Genomic DNA, 26,487 nt, shown 5'->3' with positions numbered 1-26,487 from the left:
AGTTCGCCATTATACTACTTCTTTACTTTTTTTTGCAATAATGATAGAATGAAAAAAGGCATTTATTGTCAAATTTTATGGAAATTTATAAGTTTTTAAGGAAAAAAAATGACAAAGTCAAATTATTCGGCAAATAATATTACGGTTTTAAAAGGTTTGGAAGCGGTTAGAAAAAGACCGGGTATGTATATAGGTTCAACCGGACCGGACGGTCTTCACCATCTTGTTTATGAGGTTGTAGATAACTGTATAGACGAGGCTATGGCCGGTTTTTGCGATAAAATTTTGGTGGTGCTTGAGCCGAACGATATTGTCCGTGTAGAAGACAATGGCCGAGGAATCCCGGTAGATATTCACCCTACCGAAAAAATAAGTGCCTTGGAGCTTGTTTTAACCCGCCTTCATGCCGGCGGTAAGTTCGACAAGGGTTCTTACAAGGTTTCGGGCGGTTTGCATGGTGTAGGGGTTTCGGTTGTAAACGCTCTTTCCGTTTGGATGGAAGCCAAGGTCTACAAGGACGGTTTTGAGCACTATGCAAAGTTTGAAAAAGGCTCCATTCTTGAGCCCGTAAAAAAAATAGGCGAAACCGAAAAAAGCGGTACTGTTATCAGGTGGGCAGTAGATTCTTCTATTTTTACCGAAACTACCGTATACAATTTTGAAGTGCTTTCAACCCGTTTAAGGGAATTAGCCTTCTTAAACAGCCGAATTTCCATTACGATGAGGGATGAGCGCCTTTCTACCCCAAAAGAGGTTACCTTCGCCTTTGAGGGCGGAATATCGCAGTTTGTTTCTTATTTAAACGAATCAAAACAAGTTTTTCCGAAAAGCCCCGTTTTTATCGAAGGCGAAAAAAACGATATTATCTGTGAGGTTGCCATTCAGTACAATGACGGCTATAATGAGAACCTCCTTTCCTTTGTAAACGATATAAACACCCGCGAAGGGGGCTCTCACCTTGAAGGTTTTAAGACAGCCCTTACCCGTGTGATGAACGAATTTTTAAAGAAATATCCTAAGCTTGTAAAAAAGATGGATAAGGAAGAAAAGCTTACGGGAGAAGATGTCCGCGCAGGTCTTACAGCCATTGTTTCAGTTAAGGTTCCCGAACCTCAGTTTGAAGGACAAACAAAAACAAAGCTGGGTAACAGCGATGTTCGAGGCATAGTTGACTCCTTTGTAAACGAAAAGCTTACCTTATTTTTTGAGCAAAACCCGAGCGAGGTGGAAAAGGTTTTGGAAAAATGTGTCGCCGAGGCCGCCGCTCGAATTGCCGCTAGAAGAGCAAAGGAAGCTACCAGAAGAAAAAGCGGTTTGGACAGTTTCGGTCTTCCCGGAAAACTTGCAGACTGTTCTTTAAAAGACCCTGAGTCTTGCGAAGTTTACATAGTTGAGGGAGACTCTGCAGGCGGCTCTGCAAAAAAAGGAAGAGACAGCAAGACGCAGGCTATCCTGCCCCTCTGGGGAAAAATGCTCAATGTCGAAAAAACCCGCCTAGACAAGGTTGTAAACAACGAAAAGCTTCAGCCCATTATTGCGACTCTCGGCACAGGTATAGGCAAGGATTTTAATATAGAAAAATTACGCTATCACAAAGTTATAATAATGGCCGATGCCGACGTTGACGGCTCCCATATCCGCACCCTCCTTTTAACATTCTTTTTTAGGTACATGCCTCAGGTTATCGAAAGGGGCTATGTCTATATTGCCATGCCGCCTCTTTATAAAATTTCGCACAATAAAAAAGAATGGTATGTTTACAATGATGATGAAAGAGATTCCGTTTTGGATCAAATAGGACGCGGAAACAATGCAGCCGTTCAGCGGTACAAGGGCTTGGGCGAAATGGACGGAACCCAGCTTTGGGAAACAACTATGGATCCGGCAAGGCGGAAAATGATGAGGGTTACCCTTCCGGACGCCGTCGAAGCCGACAGAATTTTCAGTACGCTGATGGGTGAAGAAGTCGAGCCTCGCCGAAAGTTCATCGAAGAAAACGCCGTCTATGCAAATCTGGATGTGTAATATTAGGGAGTTACGATAAACAGTTCGGCAGAAATTCAGCCTCACTGTTTATCTGCCGAGTTTTGTACCTTTGGTACAAAACATCGCATTATTGTATGCAGTTTGTAAACAAACTGCGTGAAAAAACTTTTTTCAGGATTTGATAATCCCTGCAAAAAGTTTTTATGGGAGTATGTATGTTTGATGTTAATAGTTCTGTGCTCTTTTGGTTTGCAGGTATTGTGATACTCTTTGTTTTAGTTCAGTCCGTCTTCTTTTTGATAAAGGCTTTGAGGCGGGCGAAAGAGCTCAATATGTCCCAAAAAAAGATAAAGCAAATTATCTCCGGAGCAGCGGTTTTTACGGTTGCCCCCGCCATTTCAATCATTCTCGGCATGATAAGCCTTTCCAAATTTTTAGGGCTTCCCCTGCCTTGGCTCCGCCTTTCGGTACTGGGAGCCTTAACCTATGAGCTTACTGCGGCAAGCACGGCAGCTTCCGTTTTAGACATTCCCTTGGATGAGCCGATTGCAAATGCAACAGCCTATACGACTATTTCTTGGGTTATGGCCCTCGGAATAATTTCGGGGATTGTCGTGATTGCTCTTTTTCTGCCAAAGATGCAAAAAAATCTTATTAAGATGAAGTCCAAGGATGAAAAATGGAGTAAGCTCCTCATCGATGCTCTTTTTATGGGAATGATTTCCGCCTTTTTAGGAATGATATTTTCGGAAATTCGGCTGGGTCTTAAGGGCTGGATTCCGGTTTTTGTAATGTTCTTTTCGGCCTTTTTAATGCTTGTCTGCGGTTTAATCGTAAAAAAGACAAGGGCTAAGTGGCTTGAAAGCTATGCTATGCCGATAAGCCTTTTGGGAGGAATGGCTTTTTCCATTCCGATTACCATGTTGATAGCTTAAATCATTTAAGTTTTTATGGGACTTCTTATAGGAGGGTTTTATGCAAGATACACAAATTGAATTCGGCTCATATGAAAAGAGCATACATAGGTGGGGAAGAACATGGATGATAATAGCTATTATAATGTTTCTTTCTTATCCTCTTTTTACCTGTATTTACTATAATACTTGGCCTAATTTTTGGCTTCTTTTAAGGGGGCTTTTCGGTGTTGCCGTTGTTTTTTGGCCGGTAGGAATTATTGAAGCCTTTACCTTTGCCCCCATGCTCGGTGCGGGCGGAACCTATGTAGGCTTTATCACAGGAAACTTGACAAACCTAAAAGTGCCCTGCGGAGTCTTAGCCTTGGAGACGGCAAAGGTTGAAGCCAATACCGAAGAAGGCGATGTGGTTACCACAATCGCCGTCGCGGTTTCTTCCATTACTACAACCCTTATCTTGGTTTTGGGAATGCTTTTATTGACTCAGTTAACACCAATATTGGAATCTCCCATCATGGCACCGGCCTTTAAAAATATCTTGCCGGCCCTTTTCGGCGGCCTTCTGGTAGTCTTTGTTGCAAAAAATCCTAAGATTGCCGCAGTCCCCTTTGCCTTTATGCTGATTCTTTTTATTGCAATGCCGCAGCTTGGAAAGGCCATAAGTATGCTCATTCCCGTCGGGGCCGCAATTACAATCATCTACACAAGGATAATGTATAAAAAGGGAAAAATCTAAAATAACCGAATCCCTTATTATCTTTTAATCAGTTTTGCTTTTTATCTCGTCCACGTATTCAAAAAGTTTTTTTACCGCCTCTTTTGTTGTTGCCCATGAGGTACAAAAGCGCACAGCTGTTTGGTTTTCTGAAATTTTTGCCCAAAATTCGCATTTAAATTCTTTTTCTATTTTAGCTAAAAGGCTGTTTTCGATTATTGGGAAGCTCTGATTTGTTTCGCTTTCCATAAAAAAAGAAAAGCCCATATCGGAAAAACCTTTACGGATCATCTTTGCCGTTTCGTTCATTGTTCTTCCTATTTCGAAGTAAAGCTTATCCGTAAAAAGAGTTTTAAACTGAAGGCCTAAAAGTCTGCCCTTTGCAAAAAGGCCGCCTTTTTGTTTTTGTATATATCTAAAGTCTTTTTGAAGATCCTGATTGTTTATTATAAGAGCTTCACCGAAAAGAGCTCCCATCTTTGTTCCGCCTATATAAAAGGCGTCCGTATATCTTGCCATATCTGCAAGGCTTAAATCGTTATTGTCAGCTGTGAGGGCTGTGCCTAGCCGCGCACCGTCAACATAGAGGGGTACGGAATATTTTTGAGCAGTCAGCTTTAAAGCCTGTAATTCTTTTTTTGAATAAATGGTACCGAGTTCCGTAGGATTTGAAATATAAATCATTCCGGGCTGAACCATGTGCTCGGCTGTGGGATCATCGTAATGTGCCCTTATAAGAGCTTCAGCCTGCTCCGCCGTTATTTTTCCGTTTGCCGATTCGATGGTTAGAACCTTGTGTCCGCAAGCTTCGATAGCTCCCGACTCATGTACGTTTATATGCCCTGTATCGGCAGCGATAACTCCCTGATGAGGTCTTAGTACTGAGGCTATCATGGTCAGGTTGGTTTGTGTTCCCCCCGAAAAAAAATAAACCTTACTTTGAGGTGCATCCAGTTCTTTTAAGATAAGGTCTGCAGCTTCTGCACAATATTCGTCACAGCCGTAACCGACGGTTTGTTCTTCATTTGTTTCCGTCAATGTTTTAAGAATTTTTGGGTGGCAACCTTCGCTGTAATCATTTATAAAAAAATACATACCAAGCCTCCTAAGTTTAGATTATATCATAAAAAAAGAGGTTTATCAATGTTTGAATTAACTCTTAAAAAGACCGGCCAATTCTTCATTGCTCAATTTTGAAATCCATGTTTCACCTGAAGAAATGCTCATGCCGCTTATTTCCCGCTTTTTTTGAATCATCTCATCAATTTTTTCTTCAAAGGTACCGGAGCAGATAAGGCGGTGCACGAAGACGTTTTTTGTCTGTCCTATTCTAAATGCCCTGTCTGTGGCCTGATCTTCAACTGCGGGATTATACCAAAGGTCAAAGTGAATTACCCTGTTAGCTGCCGTCAAGTTAAGGCCGGTACCTCCCGCCTTAAGCGAAATTAAAAAGATGCGGTAAGCAGGATCCGTTTGAAAAACATCTACAGCCTTTTTTCTTTTTGAGGCGGGCATTTGACCGTGGAGTAAAAGGGGTTCGGTTCCCAATTCTTTTTGAATGATGTTTTTTAAAATGTCGAGGGTGCCTACATATTGGCTGAAAATAATTGCCTTTTCTCCCGAAGAAATTATTTCGTTTAAAAGCTCGATGAGGACAGCGGCCTTGCCTGAGTATTTCATTTCGACGGGAGTTTCCTTGTCATAGGCTCTAGGATGGTTGCACACCTGTTTTAATGCCGTTAAAAGTTTTAGAACATAGGCCTGCCTTTCAATCTTAGTTTCGGCTCCCATCACCTTGTGCAATTCCGTTTCTACAAGGTTTTCATAAATTGCCAGCTGCTCAGGTGTCAGATTGCAATATTGATTTGTAATTATCTTATCCGGCAAATCCGAGATAACCTTGGGATCGGTCTTTAGACGGCGGAGCAAAAAGGGTGAAGTAATTTTTTTTAGATCATCCGCTTCGGGTTCCGAATTATGAAGCTCAATCGGAATACGCCATTTTTTTCTAAACTCGTCGGCCGTACCTAAATAACCGGGAAGAAAAAAGTCGAATATGGAACGCATGTCTTCAAGGTTGTTTTCAACCGGTGTCCCTGTAAGAGCAATTCTGCCCCTCGCCTGAATTGCCTTTACCGCATGAGCCTTTTTTGTTCCGGAATTTTTTATAGCCTGAGCTTCATCTAAAATAATGCAAAAAACTTTTTTGTCCTTTAATTTTTCTATATCTTTTTGCATAGTTTGATATGTGCTTATTATTACGTCGGCTTCGATATTGAACTTACGCCCTACCCCATGATAAACGGCGGTTTTAAGAGAAGGAGCGAATTTTGCTATTTCGTGTTCCCAGTTTGAAAGAAGGCTTGCAGGGGCTATAACCAAAAAAGGTGATTCCGCTTCTTTTGAATTTTTAAAGCTAAGCATTAGACTTATAATCTGTACGGTTTTTCCCAAGCCCATGTCGTCGGCCAAAAGACAGCCGAAGCCGCTTTTGATATTTGCATAAAGCCAGCGGTAGCCCTGTTCTTGATAAGGCCTTAATTCCGCATTTAGATTTTGAGGAATGGGAACCTCTTCTTGCCTGAAAATATTCTTGATAATTTCTGAGGCGGGTTTGGAACAAACTGCGTTTCCCGAAAGAACCGCTTGTAAAACCTCTTTTGTATCTGCCGGTTTTTCAAGAGCCTTTAACATCTTGGCAACTTCTTCGGGATCAAGTAAAAGAAATTGATCGTTAAATTTTACCAAGCCCGATTTATTTAAAAAGAGCTTTTTAAATTCGTCTATATCTATTAGGGTATCTCCCAACATTAGGGCTCGGTCATAAGAAAGAACATCATCAAGGTTTAAAAACGAAACTACATTTCCTGCTCCCTTTACGGATTTTACGCTTATAACAGGTTTGGGAGTCAAAACGTTTTTTAGGCTTTTAGGTAAAACTATATCGATACCGAAACGCTGTAAAAGCTTTGCCGACTTTTGTAAAAAGAGCCCCGTTTCTTCCCGCGAAAGCATCACATTTTTTTTAATTGCAAGAATCGAAAGAGCCGGTAAGTAAGCCGCAAGGGTTGCAGGAAACCGCAAAATATCGTCAGGGTTTTTACTCCTCTTTGCCGCAATATTTAATTCGGCAAAGGGTGCCTCTGCTTCAAGAGCAAAGGAGTCATCGCTTGCCTCTATTTGCTTTTCTTTAGCCTTGCGGACAAGGGCGGAAAGCAAAAAGAATTCGTCATCTTTTAAGGCCTCCAAGGTTAAACGGTATTCATATCCGCAATTACTGTAATTTAAAACCGAAAGCCAAGAATAAATTACCGTATCCAAATTCCGCTTGCCGGGAACACTTATGTCGATTTCTTCATTTGAAAAAAAGAGCTTGTCTATTTCTTTATCTTTAGTATAGGACTTGTTAGGAAAGAATTTTAAAGATGCCGCATATTCGGTTAAAAGAGCTGTAAGCAAAAGTTCTGCACAGTAGAGCCTTCCCCATTTTTCAACCGGAAGAAAAAAGTCCTTTGTGAGGGAAGCTGCAAATTTAAGAATGTCGGCCTTTATTTCGGAAGAAGCCGAAAGGCTTTTCCAAAAGATAAAAAGCTTTTTGTTTTCGGTAAATACGGCAGGTATAAATGCAGAGCTTTGAATCAGTTTTCCTGCAAGGGCAAAGAGAGAAAAAAGAATTTTAACCGAGGGGCTCATCTCATTTAAGCTGTTTCTTGTTTTATAAAAACTTTGAGCTTGCAGAAGAGTTTGATTTATTTCGCTGGTTTCGTTTAATTTTATGTTTATCGTTAGAGGGCTTTTAGGCTCAAGGGGGAAAGCTCTTTTTTGTTTTCGGATATTGTCGATATTTATTTTTACCCTCGCAAACAAAAAAGGGTTTACCGATTTTTCTTCTTGTTTTTCGTTTTGCTTTTCTTGACTGTAAAAGTTGAGTCCGTAATTTAAAACCGCCTTATGATAAAATTCCGTCAGCTTGATTATAAAATCGCTTGATGTAAAATTAGGTTCAGGAGGAAGAATATTTGTTATCAGCGGAAGATAGGATTCCCCAAGGGAAAACTTTAAAGGGCTCCGTAATTCACAAGAATTATGAACGGCCTCATTGACTGATGAGTCTGAAGACAAGTTTGCTGCCTCATTTAAGGTTTCATTTTTACGGAGGCTTAACGGAACGGGCTGCTCTTGGAGAAGCCCAAGTTTTTGTGTTCCGCCTTTTTCGAAGACTTCGGTTTCCAGTACATTTATAGAATCGATGTCAAAGTCCGCAAGCTTAAACAAGAGGCGCGGGTCATGGTCTATTTCTTTGGCAAGTAAAAAAAGAACGGCCGCCATGTGCTTGCAAGGGTCTCCCGAATCGGGGCAGGTGCAGTCCCTTTCGATTAAATTCCAGCGGGCTGGAATGAGCCTTACCTTTTTTTTCTTTAAGGCCTCGATGAGGGCGGGGCTCATAATTCCCGCCCTAAGACCTGCAAGTTCAATCGGATGTTTTTCTAAGATTGAGCGGATTGCGGTTTCATTTGTTTTTGAAAGAGGCGGAAATTTAAAATACACATGGTACCAAGGAGAATAGTTCCCCTTAACCTTTGCTCCCGCCGTTTGCCCGTTTACCACAAGAGAATTTACCTTCCCTGTGTTTGCATAAGTTTTTCCTCTGGACAATCGGCCTGAATCATCATAGGCCTTCAGCATCTCCAAAAACCATGCACCCCAAGGTGTTGTCCCGTAAGTCTGTCTTGCCATAAGGAAGAGTATAGCAAAAGAGGGGAGGATTTACAATTGCGTATCAAGCAAAATGGTTTAGGGGAGGAAAACCCCTTTTTCGGAGAAAGGTATCTTCCTCCCCTATGACCCCTCCTTTCGCCAAAATTCCGCTTAGGGCTCTGCCCTAAGAACCCGTATTGTTACCAAGGTTTTAGTCAATTCTTTAATTGAGTTTGAAATCAATAGAATTTTACTATTTATTGCAAACAATTTCTATAATAATTATGAAAGGGGAAAAATTTTTCTTCTTAAAAAAAATTATTAACGAGGCTTAATTATGCAAAAACTATTTAAAATCACTCTCCGCAACGACTACGCCTTTAAGCGAGTCTTCGGAGCGGAAGAAAACAAAGACGTACTACAGGACTTACTGGAATGTATACTGGATATTCCGCCTGAGAATATCGCAGGTTTGGAACTTCTGGATAAGGAGTTTCATAAAGAACTTTTAAGTGAAAAGCTAGGTATCTTGGATATCAAGTTAAGGCTAAAAGACGGAACCTTTGTCGACATTGAAATTCAAAACAGTTGGCATTTTGATTTTCCTGAAAGAACCTTATATTATTGGTCTAAAATGTACAATGAAGCCATAAAACAAGGTCAAGACTATACAAATCTCCCAAAATGTATTACAATAAATTTGATAGGAAAAGGCTTTGATAAAAATAAGCGTTTGCACAACAAATATCTTGTTCTGGAAAAAGATACAAAAGAGCCTTTAGCTTCAAAACTTGAGATTCATATATTAAACCTTGAAAAGGCAAGGCTCTTAAAAGAAGGACAATGTAAAGATAATAAAGCTAAACGCTTATTAAATTGGCTTAAATTTATAGAAACTGATGACAGGGAGGTAAGAAAAATGTTAGAACAAGAATCTCCGACGATGAAAAAAGCAAATGCCGCTATTTCTGTAATGGAAATGAGTCCTAGAGATAAATGGCTTTATGATTCCCGTATGAAATATGAACATGACAGGGCTTCATGTATAAGCGAAGGTTATCGAAAAGGCATTGAAGAAGGAATATTGCAGGGAGAAATAAAAGGGATACAACAAGGCTTTGCTAATGGCTCTTACCAAAATAAACTCGAAACGGCAAAGCTGATGAAAAAGATGAATTATCCGATTAGTGATATTTGCACAATATCCGGCCTTTCTGTTGAAGAAATCGAAAGCTTATAATTAACTTTATCATCTTTTAAAAAGTATTTTTGTTTTTTCCGTCTGGAATGCTCCAATTCCTTTCGGAGTTTTTTATTACAGCCCCTTAAAAAATCCTAGACCTTTCCGCTAAAAAGTTGTATATTAGTAACATGAGTAAAAAAATAAAGTTCAATATTACGGGAATGACTTGCTCGGCTTGTTCTTCCCATGTTCAAAGGGCTGTCGAAAAACTTGAAGGAGCCGCCGAGGTACAGGTAAATCTTTTAACCAACAGCATGAGCGTCAATTACGATGAGGCTATCCTTGGTACAGATAAGATTATAGATGCTGTCGAAAAAGCCGGATACGGAGCCTCGCTTGCCGAGGGTTTAAAAAACTCTTCTTCAAATAAAAACTCGGCTGACGGTAAGACTTCCGGTACCCGCTCATTTCAAAACGATGCCGCCAAACTTGAAAGAGATAGAATAAAAAAAAGGCTAATCTTGTCTTTAGTCTTTATGATTCCTCTTTTTTATGTATCGATGGGACACATGGCTTCTCTTCCGATTCCTCATTTTTTGCACGGAATAGAAAATGCTCTTATTTTTAGTTTTACTCAATTTCTGCTTGCTCTTCCCGTGCTGATTATAAATAAAAAATTCTTTACGGGGGGCTTTAAGGCTTTTTTAAACAAGGCTCCCAATATGGACTCCCTCGTTGCGGTCGGTTCCGGCGCGGCCCTTATTTACGGCATCTTTGCTATTTATAAGATGGCCTACGGAATGGGGCACGGAGATATGGAAACGGTAAGGCTTTTTGCCGGAGATCTTTATTTTGAATCGGCTGCGATGATTTTAACCCTCGTAACCTTGGGGAAATTCCTTGAAGCCAATGCAAAAGGAAAAACTTCTCAGGCAATTACAAAGCTGATGAATCTTAGGCCCAAAACCGCCCTTGTTATAAGGAAGGGTAATGAAGAGGAAATTCCGGTTGAAGAAATTGTAAAGGGAGATTTGATTTTAATCAAGCCCGGTTTTTCCATTCCCGTTGACGGTATCATAGTCGAAGGGAATTCTTCAGTAGATGAGGCTGCAATTACGGGCGAGAGCCTCCCTGTCGAAAAAACCGCAGGAGACAAGGTAGTAAGCGCTTCCATAAACTTATCGGGAACCTTTACCTTTAAGGCTGAAAGGGTTGGTGATGATACAACCCTTTCCCAAATAATTGCCCTTGTGGAAGAAGCCTCGGCCTCGAAGGCTCCCGTTTCTAAACTCGCAGATAAGATAAGCAACTACTTTGTGCCTGCGGTCATAGCTATTGCGGTGATTACGCTTTTTATCTGGCTGATTGCAGGCGAAGGCTTTGAATTTGCTCTTTCCAGAGCGATTTCGGTACTTGTAATTTCCTGCCCCTGTGCCCTAGGCCTTGCAACGCCTACAGCCATTATGGCCGGAACAGGCAAGGGTGCTCGGCTGGGTATCTTAATCCGCTCTGCAGAAGCTCTTGAAACGGCTCATAAAACAAACACCGTAGTCTTGGATAAGACCGGTACAATAACCCAAGGCCGCCCCGACGTAATCGATATTAAAAAAAACGAAAACTTTAGCGAGGACGAAGTCTTAAGCTTTGCCTATAGTCTTGAAGTGCTTTCCGAGCACCCCCTCGCAAATGCCGTTATAAAACGGGCAAAAGAAAAAAACTTAGAGGCTTTGAAAATTAAGGACTTTAAGGCTGAACACGGTTTCGGGATTTCGGGTATGGAAGAAGCTTCGGGCCTAAAAATCTTTGCAGGAAATGAAAAGCTCTTCCAAAAAAACAATATTGAAATTTCCCATGCCAAGGCCGAAATTGATGCCCTTGCGGAAAAGGGAGCAACACCTCTTTTGATTGGCGTAAGCGGCGGTACAGGCGGAAGTTCTTTGGAAACCAATACGGGTGCAAAGCTCATAGGAATTATAGCTGTTGCCGACAAAATTAAGGAAGGCAGTATTGAGTCAATAGCCGAATTTAAGGCGATGGGCATAAAGACCATAATGCTTACGGGCGACAATAAAAAAACGGCAAATGCTATAAAGGCTCAAACCGGAGTGGATGATTTCACTGCCGAACTCTTACCTCAAAACAAAAAGAACGAAATCGAAAAATTGCACCAAGCCGGTCTTAAAACGGCTATGATAGGCGACGGAATAAACGATGCCCCTGCCCTTATGACAGCCGATGTAGGCATAGCCATAGGAAACGGAACCGATATAGCTATCGAAAGTGCCGATATTATTTTGATGAACGATAATTTACAAACGGCTGTAGATTCTATTCAGTTAAGCCGTGCCGTTATGCGGAATATAAAAGAAAATCTTTTTTGGGCTCTCTTTTATAATTCTCTATGTATACCCTTGGCGGCAGGAGCTTTTTACCCCCTCTTCGGAATTGTTTTAAGCCCAATGATTGCAGCAGCTGCTATGAGTCTAAGCTCGGTGTCTGTTGTAAGCAATGCCTTGCGTTTAAATTATTTTAAGCCCAAAAGAAAATATAAAATAAACCGTGATGCAGGCTCTACAGAATCTTGCCTGACGGATAAAAATAAAATCAAGGAGAAAGAACTTATGAATACTGTATTAAAGGTAAACGGCATGCAGTGCCAACATTGTGTTTCCCATGTTAAGGAAGCTTTAACAAAGATTTCGGGCGTTTCAGCCGAAATAGATTTAGGTGCAAAAACCGCAACTATCACTCATCCTGAAAGTGTTGCAGTTGCAGACCTAAAAAAAGCTATTGAAGATGCGGGTTACACCGTAGAATAGACTTGTTTTATTAAAAAGAAAAAATCGGCCGGAATTGACTTCGGCCGATTTTTTTAGTTCCTACGGAAAGGGCTTATATTCGTTTACCATGCTTATCGCTGAAGAAACCTTGCGGCCTTCCGACATTTCTTGAGCAACATCTATGGCTTTTTGAATAAGGCCTGCGTTGTCGGCGACACCATGTAAAATAATCTCATCTTTCGAAATATCGGCTTCAAGAAAATATATTTGAAGTTTCAAATCAAAAGAAATATGATTGACGATTCTTTGAGCCAATAAAAGCTCTTTTAATCTTTTATCACCTGAGGCAGCCTCTTCTTTGCTTACGGTTTTTTCAAACCCGTATTTGATTATCTCGGCGGCCTGAAGAGGCGTTATATGCCCCGTATTTATAACTAAATTATATTCGGACGAGTCCTCATTAACCGTATTAAAAAAATTCTTATGGAATCCGTCCCTATTATTATCGCTTTCTTCCATCAGTGCGCGTGCATCTTTTTCAGAATAATTGAATTCCTTCATCAATCTTGAAATTCTTATATCGTCGGCAGCAACCAAGCGTACCGAATAAAGGCCCGGCACATGTCTCAAGATTGCGAACCCTCCCCTGCCTATAAAAATGCTGTTACCTGAAGAAGCATGCTCATATACTGCTTCGCGCAGATAATCAAAGTAGGAATCTCTTTCCCTCGAAAGGGATGCCCAAAAGCTAGGCTTGCGCTCATCATATTTTTTTAACTGTACTTCCGAAATTCCTTTTGCAAGCAAATCTTTTTCCAACGACTTACGGTCAACAAAGTTGTAATTTAAAAGCTTGGCCAGCTCAATCGCTGTTTCGTCACCAAAGGAAGCGATTTTGCGTGAAATAGTTATAATTGCCATAAAAACCTCCTATTGCAATTAAATTCGCTTTATAATAGAATAACCCGAAATTCTTGATATGTCAAATGGAGAATTGCGATTTTTTATGGAAAAGAATAACGGGATTGAATGGAAGCCTGACGCTTCCAGAGAAATCTTAAAAACAAGGGTCTTTACCGTATGCGAAAAAGACAGTATTTCTCCTGAAGGAGAAAAAAAGACCTTTATTTCTTTAAAGGCTCCCAGCTGGGTTATTGTTATTCCCGTGTACCGAAACTCATCAGGCGAAGATATTTTTGTTATGGTTCAACAGTGGAGACACGGTTCGGAAAGTGTCTGCATAGAATTTCCCGGAGGTGTTGTTGATGAGGGAGAAAAGACAGAAGATGCGGCTTTACGGGAGCTTTTGGAAGAAACAGGCCGCACGCCTAAAAAAATAAAATGCTTGTCGGTATTGTCCCCCAACCCTGCAATAATGGAAAACTCTTGTACCGTTTTTTTGGCGGAGCTGGACAAGGTAGAAGGAAAGCAAAACCTTGATGAAGATGAATTTTTAAATATTCTTGAAATCCCCGTTAAAAAAGTTATTCAAAACATGGGTAATCCGCCCTACACTCATGCTATTATGAATGCAGCCCTTTTCCTATACTTAAAGGAAAAATATTATCACTGATATATCGGTACACCTATATATCAGTGATAACGCACCGATATATCAGTGTGGATTTTATCTAAAATGCGCTATTTTTATCGAAATTCTAAATATTTTAATAAAAAATCCCTGTATTTTTATTAAAATGCATCTTATTTTAATTTTTTTATGTTTAGCATGAAATTTGCTTGTATATAATTGAAAGATGCTAAAAAATCTTTTAAAAGTACTAAAAGTTATTTAAAAAAGTTTGCTTTAAAATAATTTTTTAAGGAGAGAATTATGGAACAAATGACAATGAATATGCCCCTCTTGGGAGATGACTTCCCCCAGTTAGCGGTTTCAACAACACATGGACCTATGAAGCTTCCATGTGATCTTAAAGGCAGTTGGTTTGTGCTTTTTAGCCACCCCGCCGATTTTACGCCCGTATGTACTACGGAATTTGTAGCTTTTCAAAAGCTCATGCCTGAGTTTGAAAAACTCGGTGTAAAACTAATCGGTCTTTCAATCGACCAAATGCAGAGCCATTTAAAATGGATTGAATGGATTAAAGAAAAACTCGGTGTTGAGATTACTTTCCCTGTAATTGCTGCAAATGACAGCATTGCAAACCAAATCGGACTCTTACACCCCGGAAAAGGCACTAACACTGTCCGTGCAGTATTTATCGTTGATCCCAATGGAAAGGTAAGGCTTGTTCTTTACTATCCTCAGGAGATCGGCCGAAATATGGAAGAAATTGTTAGAGCCGTTAAAGCTCTGCAAACTTCGGATAAGAATAAGGTTGCTTTGCCTGCAGATTGGCCTAATAACGGTCTTATCAAGGACAGAGCCATCATTCCCCCGCCTCCCACAGAAGCGGAAGCTAAAAAGCGCTTAAAGGAATATGACGGTTACGATTTCTGGTTCTGTCACAAAGCTTTGTAAAATTTAAATAGCCGATTAGTCATAATCGGCTATTTTTATATATAAAAATTGTTTTTTTAGTGTATTTTTTTTAAATTATATGGTAAACTATTACCGTACTATTACAAGGAGGCGAGTATGCTTACATTCTTTATTTGTTTGGCAATACTTATTGTAGGACATTTTGTTTATGGAAAATATGTCCAAAAAGTATTTGGAGTTTCTTCTGCACCTACACCTGCAATATCCAAGCAGGACGGCGTTGACTATGTTCCTTTATCGACAGGCCGCGTATTCTTGATTCAATTATTGAATATAGCGGGATTGGGACCGATTTTTGGAGCGATTTCAGGAGCTCTTTGGGGAGCTTCTGCTTTCTTTTGGATCGGACTTGGAACAATTTTTGCGGGCGGCGTACATGATTACCTTTCGGGCATGATTTCCGAAAGACATGACGGTGCCAGTATTTCAGAGCTTTCAGGTGTATATCTGGGTCCGATTATGAAATTGATTATGAGAATTTTCGCCGTTGTTTTACTCATATTTGTAGGTACGGTTTTTATGAAAGGGCCTGCAGATCTTTTAGCAAAACTAACACCGGAAAAATTCGGATCGACTTTTTGGCTGATTATTGTTCTTGCTTATTATTTCCTTGCTACAATTTTACCGGTAGACAAGATCATCGGAAAGATTTATCCCGTTTTCGGTATTGTTCTTATAATCATGGCCTTAGGTATCGGCGCCGGTATTCTTTTTAATGCTTTCCGAGGAACAATGACTATCCCCGAATTTTCATTGGCAAATGTTCACCCTACTAATTTACCTCGCTGGCCATTGCTGTTTATTACCATTGCTTGCGGTGCTATTTCAGGATTCCATGCAACCCAGTCCCCTTTAATGGCTCGTTGTATTAAATCCGAAGCTGACGGACACAAGGTATTTTATGGTGCAATGGTAGGCGAAGGAATTATTGCCCTTGTTTGGGCAGCTGCCGGTATGACATTCTATTATGGAACAGGCGGTTTACAAGAAGCTCTTCAAACCTTGGGCGGCCCTGCAGGTGTTGTTTACGATATTTCCTTTAAGTTATTGGGAGGTATTGGCGGGTTTTTGGCAGTATTGGGCGTTATTGCATGTCCTATTACATCGGGAGATACGGCATTTAGAAGCGCCCGTTTAACTCTTGCCGACTGGTTCAAGGTAGATCAAAAACCGATTGCTAAAAGACTTTTATTGGCTATCCCTCTTTTAGCTATAGGAGGTCTTCTATCCCAAATAAACTTTAATATTATTTGGAGATATTTTGCATGGTCAAATCAAACGTTGGCAATGATCGCATTATGGGTAGGAGCGATGTATCTATTCTTAAACAAGAAGAATTTTATCATTGCTTTGGTTCCGGCGACTTTTATGACTGCTGTTTCGGTTACATATATTTTAATGGCTCCTGAAGGATTCAGGCTTGATAAGATGATTTCTTATCCCATAGGAATTGCTGCCGCTCTTATTTGTTTGGGTGCCTTTATATTTGTAATTATGGGAAAAAAGAAAAACGGTACGGATGTGCCGCCCATACCGGCACCATCAGTTTAAAAAAAAGCCCCGAGTTGAAAATCTCAATTCGGGGCTTTTTTTTATAGTACGGTTATTATAATTTCCTCATTTTAACCGGATTATAACAATTCTGTTTATTCCAAACCGTTTTGCCTTTTTGCTGCAATAAGGGTATTTGCAACTAGCATGGCTATGGTCATGGGGCCTACTCCTTTCGGAACAGGTGTTATTGCAGAGGCAATTTCACAGGCGGGTTCAAAATCAACATCGCCTACAAGCCTAAAGCCGCTCTTTTTAGTACTGTCATCAATTCGGTTTACACCTACATCTATGACGACGGCGCCTTTTTTAATCATATCGGCTTTGATAAATTGGGGTTTTCCCATAGCTGCGACAAGTATATCAGCCTCTTTTGTTACTTCCGCTAAATTTTTTGTACCGCTGTGGCAAACTGTTACCGTAGCGTTTACATCCTTATTCATCATCAAAACTGAAAGGGGTTTCCCGACAATATTGGAGCGGCCTACAATTACAACATTTGCACCTTTTGTTTCAACTCCGGTTCTCTTTAGAAGATGAATTACACCGTGGGGGGTACAGGGAATAAAGGTATCGTGTCCTAAAAGGAGCTTTCCGACATTTACAGGATGGAATCCGTCTACATCTTTTTCGGGATTGATAGCTTCAATTACGGCATCGGGATCGATTTGTTTGGGCAAAGGCAGCTGAACTAAAATACCGTTTATAAGTTTGTCGGCATTCAGCTCTTTTATAAGTTTTAACAATTCATCCTGAGTTGTCGTCTCAGGAAGCCTGAATGTCCTGTCATTCATTCCTACTTCGTGAAGAGCATTTGTCTTTCCCTTTACATAGGATTGGGATGCAGGGTCATTTCCTACCAAAATAACGGCCAAGGTGGGCTGAACTCCCTTTGCCTTTATTTTTTCGACATCTTTTGCAATATCGGCTCTTAGGTCTGCTGCTATCTGGGAGCCGTCAATAATTTTAGCGCTCATTTTCCCTCCATTTACTTGTACAAGTAACTATTCTTATTCCGGTTTGTTCTAAACTTGTGTTAGTTTAAACAAGACAAGAATCTTTACGTTATCTCATATCTACTATGTTATAACATAATAGGTTTTTGTGCAAGACTTACATATAGACATTCTTGTAAAAAATAAGATATACTATTTTTATTAAGTTAGAGGTGAATAAAAAGTGAAGAGATTTATTTCTTGTTGTTTGATTATCAGCGTTTTTTTGATTCCGATTTTTGCACAAGAAGAGGCTGAAGCTCCTTCAAATAGTAAAATAGACGGAACTGCAGTGTTCCGGCCTGTCAGGCAAGGCGATAAATTCATAAAAGTAGGTTTATCCTTAGGAGTACCTCTTTTTAATACTTCAATCGAGAAATTTGCTATTAAGCCGAATATTTGGCCGGGCGGCACCATCAATGCAGCTTTCGGTTACTATATTTTAGACGGTTTTTCTTTAGGAGGAAGTATAGGTTTCCAGTTTTATCCTACATTGGCGAAAAATCTTTACTTTGCTGTTCCTATAACATTTGATATGGGCTATACCTTTGCTGCCGGAAAATGGCGTATTCCTCTTGGAGGAGGTATAGGATTAGCTATTCAGTCTTACAGCGGAAACGGGGCCCAATACTTCGGGATGATTTTTAGATTTGATGCAGGAACTTACTATCAGTATTCTCCCGAATGGTCATTCGGAGGCGATGTATCTTGGAATGTAGTCCCCCAGTGGTTCAAAGATAAAACAAATAACCGAACGGGAAATTTTTTAGGCATCACCTTTGCTGCCAGATATCATCTTTAATTATGGGAGAATTCAGTATGAAATTTAGAAGATATATTTTTATTTTAATACCGTTTGTTTTTATAGGCTTTACGGCTTGCTATAATAAGCCGATATTTGCAGCCATTGAACAAGAGATTAATTTAAAAGAATTTTCGGTTGAAGGGAATATCTTAAGCTTGCTGGAAGCAGGTAACAATGTTTATGCCTCAAATCTGGCAGGAGTTTACTCAAAAGAAAAAAGCGATGACGGCTCTTGGTCAAAAATTTTAAGTGCCGAAGGTACCCAACAGCTTGCAAGTGACGGAAATAATGTTGTTTTTGCTTGTTTTGCTTCAGGAAGTATGAAATATTATGAAAGCGGAAGCTGGAAAACCGTTCCCGGTTCCGAAAATATACGCATTATTGCCGGTAATAAAATTGTTTTCGGATATGATTCGAGCCAAAAAAAAGTATATAAAGTGGAAGCCGGAGGCATTAGTAGTCCTATAGATACAGGTGAAGTACATTCTCTATCTGCAGCAGGAAACTATGTTTTGGTAAAGTCAAAAGACTCGGCAAAACTATATAAGAATGGTGTTCCTGTAGCAGTTTCAGGTTTGCCGAGCGGATCGGCAGCGATTTGTCCTGCCGGAGCTGACGATAAAATTTTTATATTGGCCGGATCAACAGTTTATTATTATGGTTCTTCACCTGATGATAATTGGAACAATAAAAAATCAATATCCGGAAGCCCTGTAAGTATTTCTTATTTTAAAGAACGAGAAACCATATTGTTAGGATGCACCAAAGGATATACTGAGGTAAAAGTGAATACTACACCACCAATAAATCTTTCAAATGCAAAACCGCTTAACCCCGGCGATTCCGGTTCTACAACGCCCCCCGGCTCCTATTCTCAATACCAAACTACTCTTGGAAATTATTATACGAAGCCTATGCTGGGTGTTTCCAGGGGAGGCAATGAGTATGCCGTATTCATGGGTATTAATTCAGGCACAATTAAAAGAAACACGGGGCTATGGGGCTTTTATAGCGATAAAAACAGTAAATGGAACCGTGAGTAAAGATCTTTTTGAAGCTGCGGCTTCAAGTTCTAAACAAAATGAACCTCTTGCTTCCCGCATGAGGCCTATCAGCTTGGACGAATATATAGGCCAAGAACATATAATCGGAAAAGACTGCCTTTTAAGGCGGGCAATCCAAGCTGATAGACTTTCTTCACTTATTTTTTTCGGCCCTCCCGGCACGGGAAAAACCACCCTTGCCAGAGTTATCGCAAATACCACTAAAAGCAATTTTTTAAGTTTAAATGCCGTTTTAGCCGGTGTACAACAGATAAGGGAGGCTGTAACCAATGCTGAGGAAAACAAAAAGCTATATAACCGCAAGACTATTCTTTTTGTGGACGAAGTTCACCGCTGGAATAAATCGCAACAGGATGCTCTCCTGCCATGGGTTGAAAACGGAACGATAATTTTAATCGGTGCTACAACGGAAAATCCTTATTTTGAGGTAAACAAGGCTCTTGTAAGCCGCAGCCGAGTTTTTGAATTAAAACCTTTAACCGATGATGACCTAAAAAAAGTTGCACAATTTGCTCTGACAAATAAAGAAAGAGGTTACGGTAATTGGAAAATAGAATTTGAGTCCGGTGCCTTGGAGCATCTTATAGATACGGCATCCGGTGATGCGCGAAGTCTTTTAAATGCCCTTGAACTTGCCGTTGAAACTAGCACAGAACACTGGCCTCCTGAAGAAAATTTTAAAATTACGATTAGTCTAAAGGCAGCCGAAGAAAGCATCCAGAAGAAGGTTGTCTTGTATGATCGGGACGGTGACTATCATTATGATGTTATAAGCGCATTTATAAAATCTATCAGGGGAAGCGATCCCGATGCCGCCGTGTACTGGCTTGCCAGAATGGTAGCGGCAGGAGAAGACCCGCGCTTTATATTCCGGCGAATGTTAATTTCCGCCTGCGAAGATATAGGACTTGCTTCTCCGGGGGCAGTAAGTGTTGTTTCAGGTGCTGCCGAAGCCTTTGACAGAGTCGGTATGCCTGAAGGCAGGTATCATCTAGCTCATGCTGCCCTCTATTTGGCTACCTGCCCTAAATCAAATAGTGCCGAAGCCTTTTTCAAAGCCCTAGAGTGTGTTCAAAAGGAAAATAAAGAAGTACCTAACCACTTAAAGGATTCAAATCGTGACGGAGAAGCTTTAGGTCATGGTAAAGGCTATTTGTATCCTCATGCCTTTGAAGGTCATTGGGTTAAGCAGCAATATCTTCCGGATGGACTTGAAGGGACTCATTTTTATGAGCCGAGCGATCAGGGATATGAAGGCAAGATAAGGCCTGAAATTTTAAAAAAGCGGCAAAGCTAAAGACTTACAGCCTTATAGGTTTACCGCTTTTAAACATTATCGCTTTTATAATATTAAACTAAATTCAATCCTAAAAACCTATTCGCTCATTAAATAAGCGTATAAGAGGTTTATGGTCTCTTTGTAGGAGTCGATATGAGTTCGCTCATAGTGGTGAGTTGCACTTACTCCCGGGCCCATACAGGCAAAGTTGATATCGAATCCCTGCAATACATACATACTTGCATCCGAGCCGTACCTAAACATAACATCGGTTCTATAATTGATTTTATTTTGAATAGCAAGGTTTTCAAGCCTATGTCTAAAGCCGAAATCGTAGGGTGTGCGTGAATCCTTAGCGATGATTGTGACTGCATGCTCATCCGAATTTTGCTCACCTCCGACTGTTCCGATATCCAGAGCTAAGACTTCAAAACACTCTTTAGGAATACCGTAAAAACCGTGCCCTATTTCTTCATAATTGCTTATAAAAAAGTGGGTAGTATAAGCCGGGTTTTCTCCCTTTTCTTTAAGGGCCTTACAAGCAGCAAAAAGCATACCAACACAGGCCTTATCATCCAAATGACGGGATTTTATGTAGCCGTCCTCGGTTTCGATTGTCCGGGGCTCAAAGGCGACAAAATCTCCTATATTCACACCAAGAGCCAGAGTTTCTTCCTTTGAGTGAGTTTCCGCATCAAGGCGCACTTCAAAGGTTTCCAAGTTTCGCTCTTCTTTTTCGATAGCTTCAAAAATATGAACAGAGGCTTTTTCGGGAAGGCCGGTACCTGTGATAACCTTTCCCGTTCTTGTGATGATATAAAGATTTTCTCCTTCGATGCTGTTAAATGCTATACCCCCGATGGCAGCAAGTTTTAAGCAGCCGTTAGGTTTTATTTGGCGTACCATAGCACCGAGGGTATCTGCGTGGGCTGAAACAACTCTGTGTTTAGCCGTGTTTTTTCCCTCAATGGTTCCATAAATAGCACCCTTATTCGTTTCGGTATATTTTATGCCTAATGAATCGAATTCTTTTTTTATTCGATCTATAGCATTCTTTGTATAGCCTCCGGGACTGTGTATTTGTAAAAGTTCTTTTGAAAGTTCCACAGCATATCTTATATTCATAAATTGGATTCTCCTGATTGTTTATAAATTACTTTGCAGAAATAAAAAAACTTCCTCCCCTTTTAGGGAGGAAGTTTGGTAAGATTAAAGTTCTTTAAGCCTTCTTCTTAAGGACTCAGCTACTCCTGTTCTAGCTTCATCCTCATAAATTTTTATACATTTTTCAAACTCAGGTTTTGACTTTTCCTTTGAAGCTGAATGTTGCATAAAAAGTTCAAAATCAGGGATTAAAAGCCTAAGTTTCGGTGTAAGCTTATCCGGATGCTTAACCATGCCGGGGTTAATTGCCATAATTATGGGGAAGTAGTAAGCTTTTTCTCTTGTGCCGTAAAATTTCAAAGCAATTTCGGACAGAGTGTCTCCTTGCACTACGATATATTCCTTTACAGGAACATCCCGAGGTTCTTCAACAACCGGGTTTGGCTCGGAAGCAGATTCCGGCGCCGGTGTAGGCTCTTCTACAACAACGGGTGCGGGTTTTTCTTCGGGAGGAGGCGTGGGGGGAGTTCCACAGCTCGTAAAGATAAAAGAAAAAACAGCCAATAAGGTCAAAATTTTCAAAATGTTTTTCATTTTTTACTCCTTAAATAAATAATTTATATACTCGCTTTTCGGCAAGTTTATACATATAGCTATTCTAATATTATACAATATTATTCCAAAAAAATCAAATAAAATCGCAAATTTTATGACAAACCTTCAATATTTCCGTTTACAAGGTCAATTCTGATAGCCTGCGGATCTTTCGGAAGACCCGGCATTCTCATCATATCTCCCATAATAGCTACAATCATTTCGGAACCTGAGTTTAAAACGATGTCCCTGACATTCATTTCAAAGCCAGTTGGAACTCCGTAAAGTTTAGGATCCGACGAGAACGAGTACTGTGTTTTAGCGACACAAACAGGGAAATCTGCCATTCCGGCTTCTTCAATCTTTTTGATCATCTTGTCGGCTGCACCCGAATATGTAACATCAGCAGCACCGTAGATTTCTTTACAGATTTTTTCTATCTTTGTTTTTATGGGGTCTTTATCTTCGTAAACAAATTTTAAAGGTTTTGACGGATTTGTTTCGATAGTCTTTACAACGAGCTCGGCAAGTGCAACAGCACCCTTTCCGCCTTCAACAAAGGCATTGTTTACGGCAAAGCCTACACCTTGGGCTTCACAGTGCTTTTTAACCAGATCCAATTCGGAGTCAATGTCGTATCCATATCTGTTAAGGGCTACAACTACAGTCTGTCCGAATTTTTTCATGTTTTCAATGTGCTTATCAAGGTTGATCAAGCCTTTTTTGAGGGCTTCTGCATTGGGTTTGGATATTTCCTTTTCGGGAACATCTCCGTGCATTTTCAACCCGCCTGTAGTAGCCGCGATTATTGTCAACTTAGGATTTAAACCGGCTTTTCGGCACTTGATATCGAAGAATTTTTCGGCGCCGAGGTCTGCGGCGAAGCCTGCTTCGGTAATTACATACTCTCCGTAAGTAAGAGCTGTTTTTGTAGCTATTACCGAGTTACATCCATGAGCAATATTTGCAAAGGGGCCGCCGTGAATAAAGGCCGGAGTATTTTCCGTTGTTTGTACAAGGTTGGGGTTAATGGCATTCTTTAAAAGAACTACTATTGAACCTGCAATTCCTAAATCTTTTACCTTTACGGCATTATTTTCGGTATCATAACCCAATATGATATTTTCGATTCTTCGGCGTAAATCTTCAATGTCTTTTGCAAGGCAGAAAATAGCCATAATTTCGGAAGCCGGGGTAATATCAAATCCCGATTCCATTACTACACCGTTACCGTCTCCTAATCCGGTAACAACTTGGCGCAAGTTTCTGTCGTTAACATCCAAAACTCTTTTCCAAAGTACGGTTTTAATGGCTTTAGGCGTTCCTTGATTTCTAAAAATATAATTGTCAAAAAGAGCGCTTATCATGTTATGTGCCGAAGTTATTGCATGAAAGTCTCCCGTAAAGTGGAGGTTTATATCTTCCATCGGTAAAACTTGGGCGTAACCGCCTCCTGCTGCCCCGCCCTTCATACCGAAACAGGGGCCCAAAGAAGGTTCTCTCAAGGCTGCAACAGCCTTTTTTCCGATCTTGTTTAAGCCTAAGGCAAGACCGATAGAAACGGTTGTCTTTCCGATCCCTGCCTTTGTAGGTGTGATGGCGGTAACAAGAATTAAATTATTCTTTTTTACCTTTGCATCATCTATAACGCTATAGGGAACCTTGGCTATATACTTTCCATAGGGAATGACATTATCATCATGAATCCCTAAACCGTCTGCAATTTCAGCGATTTTGTTTAGCTTCGCTTCTCTAGCTATTTCTATATCAGTTTTCATGTAAGTATTATGACATAAAAAAACTATATTTGCAACTGTAAAATGTTTTTTTTGGGCAATACCTCTTACAATTTATAAGATTTAACGTGAGGATGCGGGTACTTGTATAAAGATTAAAAAAACATTATAATTCCGAAATTGTTACTTTGTAAGAGGGAGAGACTTTATGGAAGATCATAAGATTTCAATGGAAAAAATTGTAAGCCTTTGTAAAAGAAGAGGTTTCGTTTTTCAGTCATCGGAAATTTACGGAGGACAAAATGGGGCATGGGATTACGGCCCTCTAGGTATAGAGCTAAAAAATAATGTTTCCAGATCTTGGTGGAAGGAGATGACCCAACTCCATGATAATATCGTAGGGCTTGATGCTGCAATTTTGATGCACCCCCGTACATGGGAGGCTTCAGGTCATGTTGAAAATTTTACCGATCCTTTAGTCGACTGTAAAAAATGTAAGTCGCGTTTTAGAGCAGACCATTTACTTCCTGAAAATCTTGAAAAAAAACTTTGTCCCGATTGCGGCGGCGAGCTTACCGACACCAGAAAATTCAATCTAATGTTTAAAACTCACATCGGTCCCACAGACGATAATTCAAGCGTTATCTATCTTCGCCCCGAAACTGCCCAAGGTATTTATGTAAACTATAAAAATATTATTCAATCAAATAGAATGAAGATTCCCTTCGGTATTGCTCAAATCGGAAAGGCTTTTAGAAACGAAATTGTTACAAAAAACTTTATTTTTAGAACCTGCGAATTTGAACAGATGGAGATGCAGTTTTTTGTAAAGCCCGGAACTGATGACGAATGGTTCGACTATTGGAAAAAACAGCGCTGGGCATTCTATGAAAAATATGGAGTAAGAACAAATAAACTTCAGTGGCATCAGCACGGTAAGGACGAACTTGCTCATTATGCAAAAGATGCTTATGATATCGAATACGAATTCCCGATGGGCTTTAAGGAACTTGAAGGAGTACACAACCGAACTAACTATGACCTTACACGTCATACCGAGTATTCAGGCAAGGATATGCAATACATCGATCAAGATAACGGAAACGAAAAATATATTCCGTACATAATTGAAACCTCAGCCGGCTTAACTCGAAATGTTCTTATGTTTATTTGCGATGCCTATGATGAAGAAAAGGTTGCCGATAAGGGAAATGATGATGATTGGAGAACCGTATTACGCTTCCATCCGAATATTGCTCCTATAACCGTTGCTGTTCTTCCCTTGATGAAAAAAGACGGGCTTGCAGAATTGGCCGAAGAAATTCGAAATGAGCTTAAAGAGGAATTTAAAACCGATTATGACCAATCCGGTGCTATCGGAAAAAGATACCGCCGTCAAGATGAGGTCGGAACACCTTTTTGCGTAACCGTAGATTATGACTCCAAAGAAGATAATACGGTTACCTTGCGTTTTAGGGATTCGATGGAGCAAGTTCGAATTCCCAGAACGGAGTTAATTTCACGAATAAAAACCGAAATTAAAAACTATAAAAGGGTACACTAAAAAGAACTGAAAATGGAAAATTACTCCTACAGTGCAGAGGATAAGTCATTGCTTACTCCTATGCTTTACAAGTATTTTGTGTTTCCGCTTGTAAGAATTTTACCTGAATCAATTCCGGCAAATATAATAACGATATTCTCCAATAGCTTTGTAGTGCTTTCATTCGTTGCCGCTTATCTAAATTATATTTATGACACTTATAGATTTTTATGGTTGATTCCTATTTTTTGCTGGATTTATATTATAGGGGACTGTTCGGATGGAATACAGGCAAGACGAACAAAAACCGGTTCTCCGCTTGGCGAATACTTTGATCATTTTCTGGACGGTTTTGTTACGGGCCTTCTTACCGGCATTTTAATGTTCTGTTTTAGAGTTACAAATCCGATTTTGCTTTTTTGTGTATATCAGTTTTTATATGTCGGACAGATAGGAACTTTTTGGGGCCGCTTTAAAAACGGGGTCATGAACTTTTCTACCTTTAGTACAAGTGAAGGAACTATGGCCATTGCAATTATGGCAGCTCTTGCTTCTTTTTCCTTTATGAGAGAGATCAGTTTAAAAAATGTTTTTTTTACGTTTAGTATTCCGTATATAATTATGTTTATTGCTTTTGGGGCGGCTTGGCTTACAGGTCTTATAGCCATTTTTAAAACAAAAAAAATAAGTATCCGTTTAGTTTTACATCTTTTCTTTTCTGCCTTTATAGGTGCAGTTTTAGTTTGGAAAGTTCAAGCTCCGATATTTATGCAAACTTTGATTATTACATTCTATAATGTTCTGTTTATTCAATCGGTTTTATCGGCTACAGCGGAAAAACTTAAGGAGTCTTTACCTGATTTTTTAGTTCCTTTAAGCAGCTTACTCTATTTTGTTTTTTCCGAATATTTTATTATTATCGGAATAGTCCAATGTTTATATCTTTTAATAAGGATAATAATAAGATTTTTTATGTTTTTTAAAAAATATAAACATTGCTGGTACTGGAAAAATCCAATTCCTGCAAAAAAGTAAAT

The 26,487-nt window shown here is 39.9% G+C and carries 19 protein-coding genes and 1 pseudogene; 13 read left to right on the top strand and 7 right to left on the bottom strand.

Going from position 1 to position 26,487, the window contains the following annotated elements:
- Positions 1-108: 108 nt before the first annotated feature.
- The 3 genes from gyrB (at position 109) to E4N80_RS12885 (ending at position 3,636) form a co-directional block, all read left to right on the top strand.
- Positions 109-2,025 carry a DNA topoisomerase (ATP-hydrolyzing) subunit B gene (gyrB, locus tag E4N80_RS12895; protein WP_253699561.1) on the top strand — a complete coding sequence of 639 codons (1,917 nt, stop codon included), beginning with the start codon at positions 109-111 and terminating at the stop codon, positions 2,023-2,025.
- Between the two features lie 176 nt (positions 2,026-2,201).
- On the top strand, positions 2,202-2,921 hold the full coding sequence (locus E4N80_RS12890; protein WP_253699560.1) for a DUF5058 family protein: 720 nt from the start codon (positions 2,202-2,204) through the stop codon (positions 2,919-2,921).
- 40 nt (positions 2,922-2,961) lie between these two features.
- A complete protein-coding gene (locus E4N80_RS12885; RefSeq protein ID WP_253699559.1) occupies positions 2,962-3,636 on the top strand; it encodes a hypothetical protein in 675 nt (224 codons plus the stop codon).
- A 24-nt stretch (positions 3,637-3,660) separates the two neighbouring features.
- Here the strand turns inward: E4N80_RS12885 and E4N80_RS12880 are convergent, their stop codons facing one another.
- Both E4N80_RS12880 and E4N80_RS12875 read right to left on the bottom strand, forming a co-directional pair.
- Complete coding sequence (locus tag E4N80_RS12880; RefSeq protein ID WP_253699558.1) at positions 3,661-4,710, bottom strand: threonine aldolase family protein; 1,050 nt, start codon at positions 4,708-4,710, stop codon at positions 3,661-3,663.
- A gap of 57 nt (positions 4,711-4,767) precedes the next feature.
- The gene (locus E4N80_RS12875) at positions 4,768-8,352 is read right to left on the bottom strand and encodes a DEAD/DEAH box helicase (protein WP_253699557.1); all 3,585 of its coding nucleotides are present in this window, start codon (positions 8,350-8,352) and stop codon (positions 4,768-4,770) included.
- Positions 8,353-8,650: 298 nt separating this feature from the next.
- Here E4N80_RS12875 and E4N80_RS12870 point away from each other — a divergent pair, with 298 nt between their 5' ends.
- Complete coding sequence (locus E4N80_RS12870) at positions 8,651-9,553, top strand: Rpn family recombination-promoting nuclease/putative transposase (RefSeq protein WP_253699556.1); 903 nt, start codon at positions 8,651-8,653, stop codon at positions 9,551-9,553.
- Between the two features lie 131 nt (positions 9,554-9,684).
- Complete coding sequence (locus tag E4N80_RS12865) at positions 9,685-12,315, top strand: heavy metal translocating P-type ATPase (RefSeq protein WP_253699555.1); 2,631 nt, start codon at positions 9,685-9,687, stop codon at positions 12,313-12,315.
- Between the two features lie 60 nt (positions 12,316-12,375).
- Here E4N80_RS12865 and E4N80_RS12860 read toward each other — a convergent pair whose 3' ends face one another.
- Positions 12,376-13,197 (bottom strand): cytidylate kinase family protein, encoded by an 822-nt coding sequence (locus E4N80_RS12860; protein WP_253699554.1) that lies wholly within the window; start codon positions 13,195-13,197, stop codon positions 12,376-12,378.
- Between the two features lie 85 nt (positions 13,198-13,282).
- Between E4N80_RS12860 and E4N80_RS12855 the strand changes: the two genes are divergently transcribed.
- From E4N80_RS12855 to E4N80_RS12845, 3 genes are all read left to right on the top strand, one after another.
- Positions 13,283-13,849: an NUDIX hydrolase gene (locus tag E4N80_RS12855; RefSeq protein WP_253699553.1), complete on the top strand. Its 567-nt coding sequence runs from the start codon at positions 13,283-13,285 to the stop codon at positions 13,847-13,849.
- Positions 13,850-14,110: 261 nt separating this feature from the next.
- Positions 14,111-14,758 carry a peroxiredoxin gene (locus E4N80_RS12850; RefSeq protein ID WP_253683264.1) on the top strand — a complete coding sequence of 216 codons (648 nt, stop codon included), beginning with the start codon at positions 14,111-14,113 and terminating at the stop codon, positions 14,756-14,758.
- 117 nt (positions 14,759-14,875) lie between these two features.
- Positions 14,876-16,330 (top strand): carbon starvation CstA family protein, encoded by a 1,455-nt coding sequence (locus E4N80_RS12845; protein WP_253699552.1) that lies wholly within the window; start codon positions 14,876-14,878, stop codon positions 16,328-16,330.
- Positions 16,331-16,425: 95 nt separating this feature from the next.
- Here the strand turns inward: E4N80_RS12845 and folD are convergent, their stop codons facing one another.
- Positions 16,426-17,307 (bottom strand): bifunctional methylenetetrahydrofolate dehydrogenase/methenyltetrahydrofolate cyclohydrolase FolD, encoded by an 882-nt coding sequence (gene folD, locus E4N80_RS12840; protein WP_253699551.1) that lies wholly within the window; start codon positions 17,305-17,307, stop codon positions 16,426-16,428.
- 202 nt (positions 17,308-17,509) lie between these two features.
- Between folD and E4N80_RS12835 the strand changes: the two genes are divergently transcribed.
- From E4N80_RS12835 to E4N80_RS12825, 3 genes and pseudogenes are all read left to right on the top strand, one after another.
- Positions 17,510-18,127: a TP0733 family outer membrane beta-barrel protein gene (locus E4N80_RS12835; RefSeq protein ID WP_253699550.1), complete on the top strand. Its 618-nt coding sequence runs from the start codon at positions 17,510-17,512 to the stop codon at positions 18,125-18,127.
- Between the two features lie 17 nt (positions 18,128-18,144).
- Entirely contained in the window at positions 18,145-19,173 is a 1,029-nt protein-coding gene (locus E4N80_RS12830; protein WP_253699549.1) for a hypothetical protein, read from the top strand.
- Positions 19,166-20,488 (top strand): annotated as a pseudogene (locus E4N80_RS12825) (AAA family ATPase); the annotation flags it as partial. The gene E4N80_RS12830 and the pseudogene E4N80_RS12825, both read left to right, overlap by 8 nt.
- 81 nt (positions 20,489-20,569) lie before the next feature.
- On the opposite strand, the gene E4N80_RS12820 reads toward E4N80_RS12825, so the two are convergent.
- The 3 genes from E4N80_RS12820 to E4N80_RS12810 form a co-directional block, all read right to left on the bottom strand.
- Positions 20,570-21,598 (bottom strand): M42 family metallopeptidase, encoded by a 1,029-nt coding sequence (locus E4N80_RS12820; protein WP_253699548.1) that lies wholly within the window; start codon positions 21,596-21,598, stop codon positions 20,570-20,572.
- 84 nt (positions 21,599-21,682) lie between these two features.
- On the bottom strand, positions 21,683-22,171 hold the full coding sequence (locus E4N80_RS12815; RefSeq protein WP_253699547.1) for a LysM peptidoglycan-binding domain-containing protein: 489 nt from the start codon (positions 22,169-22,171) through the stop codon (positions 21,683-21,685).
- Between the two features lie 113 nt (positions 22,172-22,284).
- Positions 22,285-23,949, bottom strand: coding sequence for a formate--tetrahydrofolate ligase (locus tag E4N80_RS12810; protein ID WP_253699546.1), 1,665 nt, complete (start codon positions 23,947-23,949; stop codon positions 22,285-22,287).
- Positions 23,950-24,115: 166 nt separating this feature from the next.
- Between E4N80_RS12810 and E4N80_RS12805 the strand changes: the two genes are divergently transcribed.
- On the top strand, positions 24,116-25,471 hold the full coding sequence (locus E4N80_RS12805; protein ID WP_253699545.1) for a glycine--tRNA ligase: 1,356 nt from the start codon (positions 24,116-24,118) through the stop codon (positions 25,469-25,471).
- A 12-nt stretch (positions 25,472-25,483) separates the two neighbouring features.
- Positions 25,484-26,485, top strand: a complete 1,002-nt coding sequence (locus E4N80_RS12800) for a CDP-alcohol phosphatidyltransferase family protein (protein ID WP_253699544.1) — start codon at positions 25,484-25,486, stop codon at positions 26,483-26,485.
- Positions 26,486-26,487: the final 2 nt, after the last annotated feature.

Source organism: Treponema denticola, from assembly GCF_024181605.1.
GTDB classification, from domain to species: Bacteria; Spirochaetota; Spirochaetia; order Treponematales; family Treponemataceae; genus Treponema_B; species Treponema_B denticola_B.
Note: the sequence above shows the minus strand (reverse complement) of the source record. Positions and strands in the feature narration are given on the sequence as shown.

What these genes read in the sequence shown, in the direction of transcription:
- gyrB (WP_253699561.1), top strand. Translation starts at nt 109, where the DNA reads ATGACAAAGTCAAATTATTCGGCAAATAATATTACGGTTTTAAAAGGT.
- E4N80_RS12890 (WP_253699560.1), top strand. Translation starts at nt 2,202, where the DNA reads ATGTTTGATGTTAATAGTTCTGTGCTCTTTTGGTTTGCAGGTATTGTG.
- E4N80_RS12885 (WP_253699559.1), top strand. Translation starts at nt 2,962, where the DNA reads ATGCAAGATACACAAATTGAATTCGGCTCATATGAAAAGAGCATACAT.
- E4N80_RS12880 (WP_253699558.1), bottom strand. Translation starts at nt 4,710, where the DNA reads ATGTATTTTTTTATAAATGATTACAGCGAAGGTTGCCACCCAAAAATT.
- E4N80_RS12875 (WP_253699557.1), bottom strand. Translation starts at nt 8,352, where the DNA reads ATGGCAAGACAGACTTACGGGACAACACCTTGGGGTGCATGGTTTTTG.
- E4N80_RS12870 (WP_253699556.1), top strand. Translation starts at nt 8,651, where the DNA reads ATGCAAAAACTATTTAAAATCACTCTCCGCAACGACTACGCCTTTAAG.
- E4N80_RS12865 (WP_253699555.1), top strand. Translation starts at nt 9,685, where the DNA reads ATGAGTAAAAAAATAAAGTTCAATATTACGGGAATGACTTGCTCGGCT.
- E4N80_RS12860 (WP_253699554.1), bottom strand. Translation starts at nt 13,197, where the DNA reads ATGGCAATTATAACTATTTCACGCAAAATCGCTTCCTTTGGTGACGAA.
- E4N80_RS12855 (WP_253699553.1), top strand. Translation starts at nt 13,283, where the DNA reads ATGGAAAAGAATAACGGGATTGAATGGAAGCCTGACGCTTCCAGAGAA.
- E4N80_RS12850 (WP_253683264.1), top strand. Translation starts at nt 14,111, where the DNA reads ATGGAACAAATGACAATGAATATGCCCCTCTTGGGAGATGACTTCCCC.
- E4N80_RS12845 (WP_253699552.1), top strand. Translation starts at nt 14,876, where the DNA reads ATGCTTACATTCTTTATTTGTTTGGCAATACTTATTGTAGGACATTTT.
- folD (WP_253699551.1), bottom strand. Translation starts at nt 17,307, where the DNA reads ATGAGCGCTAAAATTATTGACGGCTCCCAGATAGCAGCAGACCTAAGA.
- E4N80_RS12830 (WP_253699549.1), top strand. Translation starts at nt 18,145, where the DNA reads ATGAAATTTAGAAGATATATTTTTATTTTAATACCGTTTGTTTTTATA.
- E4N80_RS12820 (WP_253699548.1), bottom strand. Translation starts at nt 21,598, where the DNA reads ATGAATATAAGATATGCTGTGGAACTTTCAAAAGAACTTTTACAAATA.
- E4N80_RS12815 (WP_253699547.1), bottom strand. Translation starts at nt 22,171, where the DNA reads ATGAAAAACATTTTGAAAATTTTGACCTTATTGGCTGTTTTTTCTTTT.
- E4N80_RS12810 (WP_253699546.1), bottom strand. Translation starts at nt 23,949, where the DNA reads ATGAAAACTGATATAGAAATAGCTAGAGAAGCGAAGCTAAACAAAATC.
- E4N80_RS12805 (WP_253699545.1), top strand. Translation starts at nt 24,116, where the DNA reads ATGGAAGATCATAAGATTTCAATGGAAAAAATTGTAAGCCTTTGTAAA.
- E4N80_RS12800 (WP_253699544.1), top strand. Translation starts at nt 25,484, where the DNA reads ATGGAAAATTACTCCTACAGTGCAGAGGATAAGTCATTGCTTACTCCT.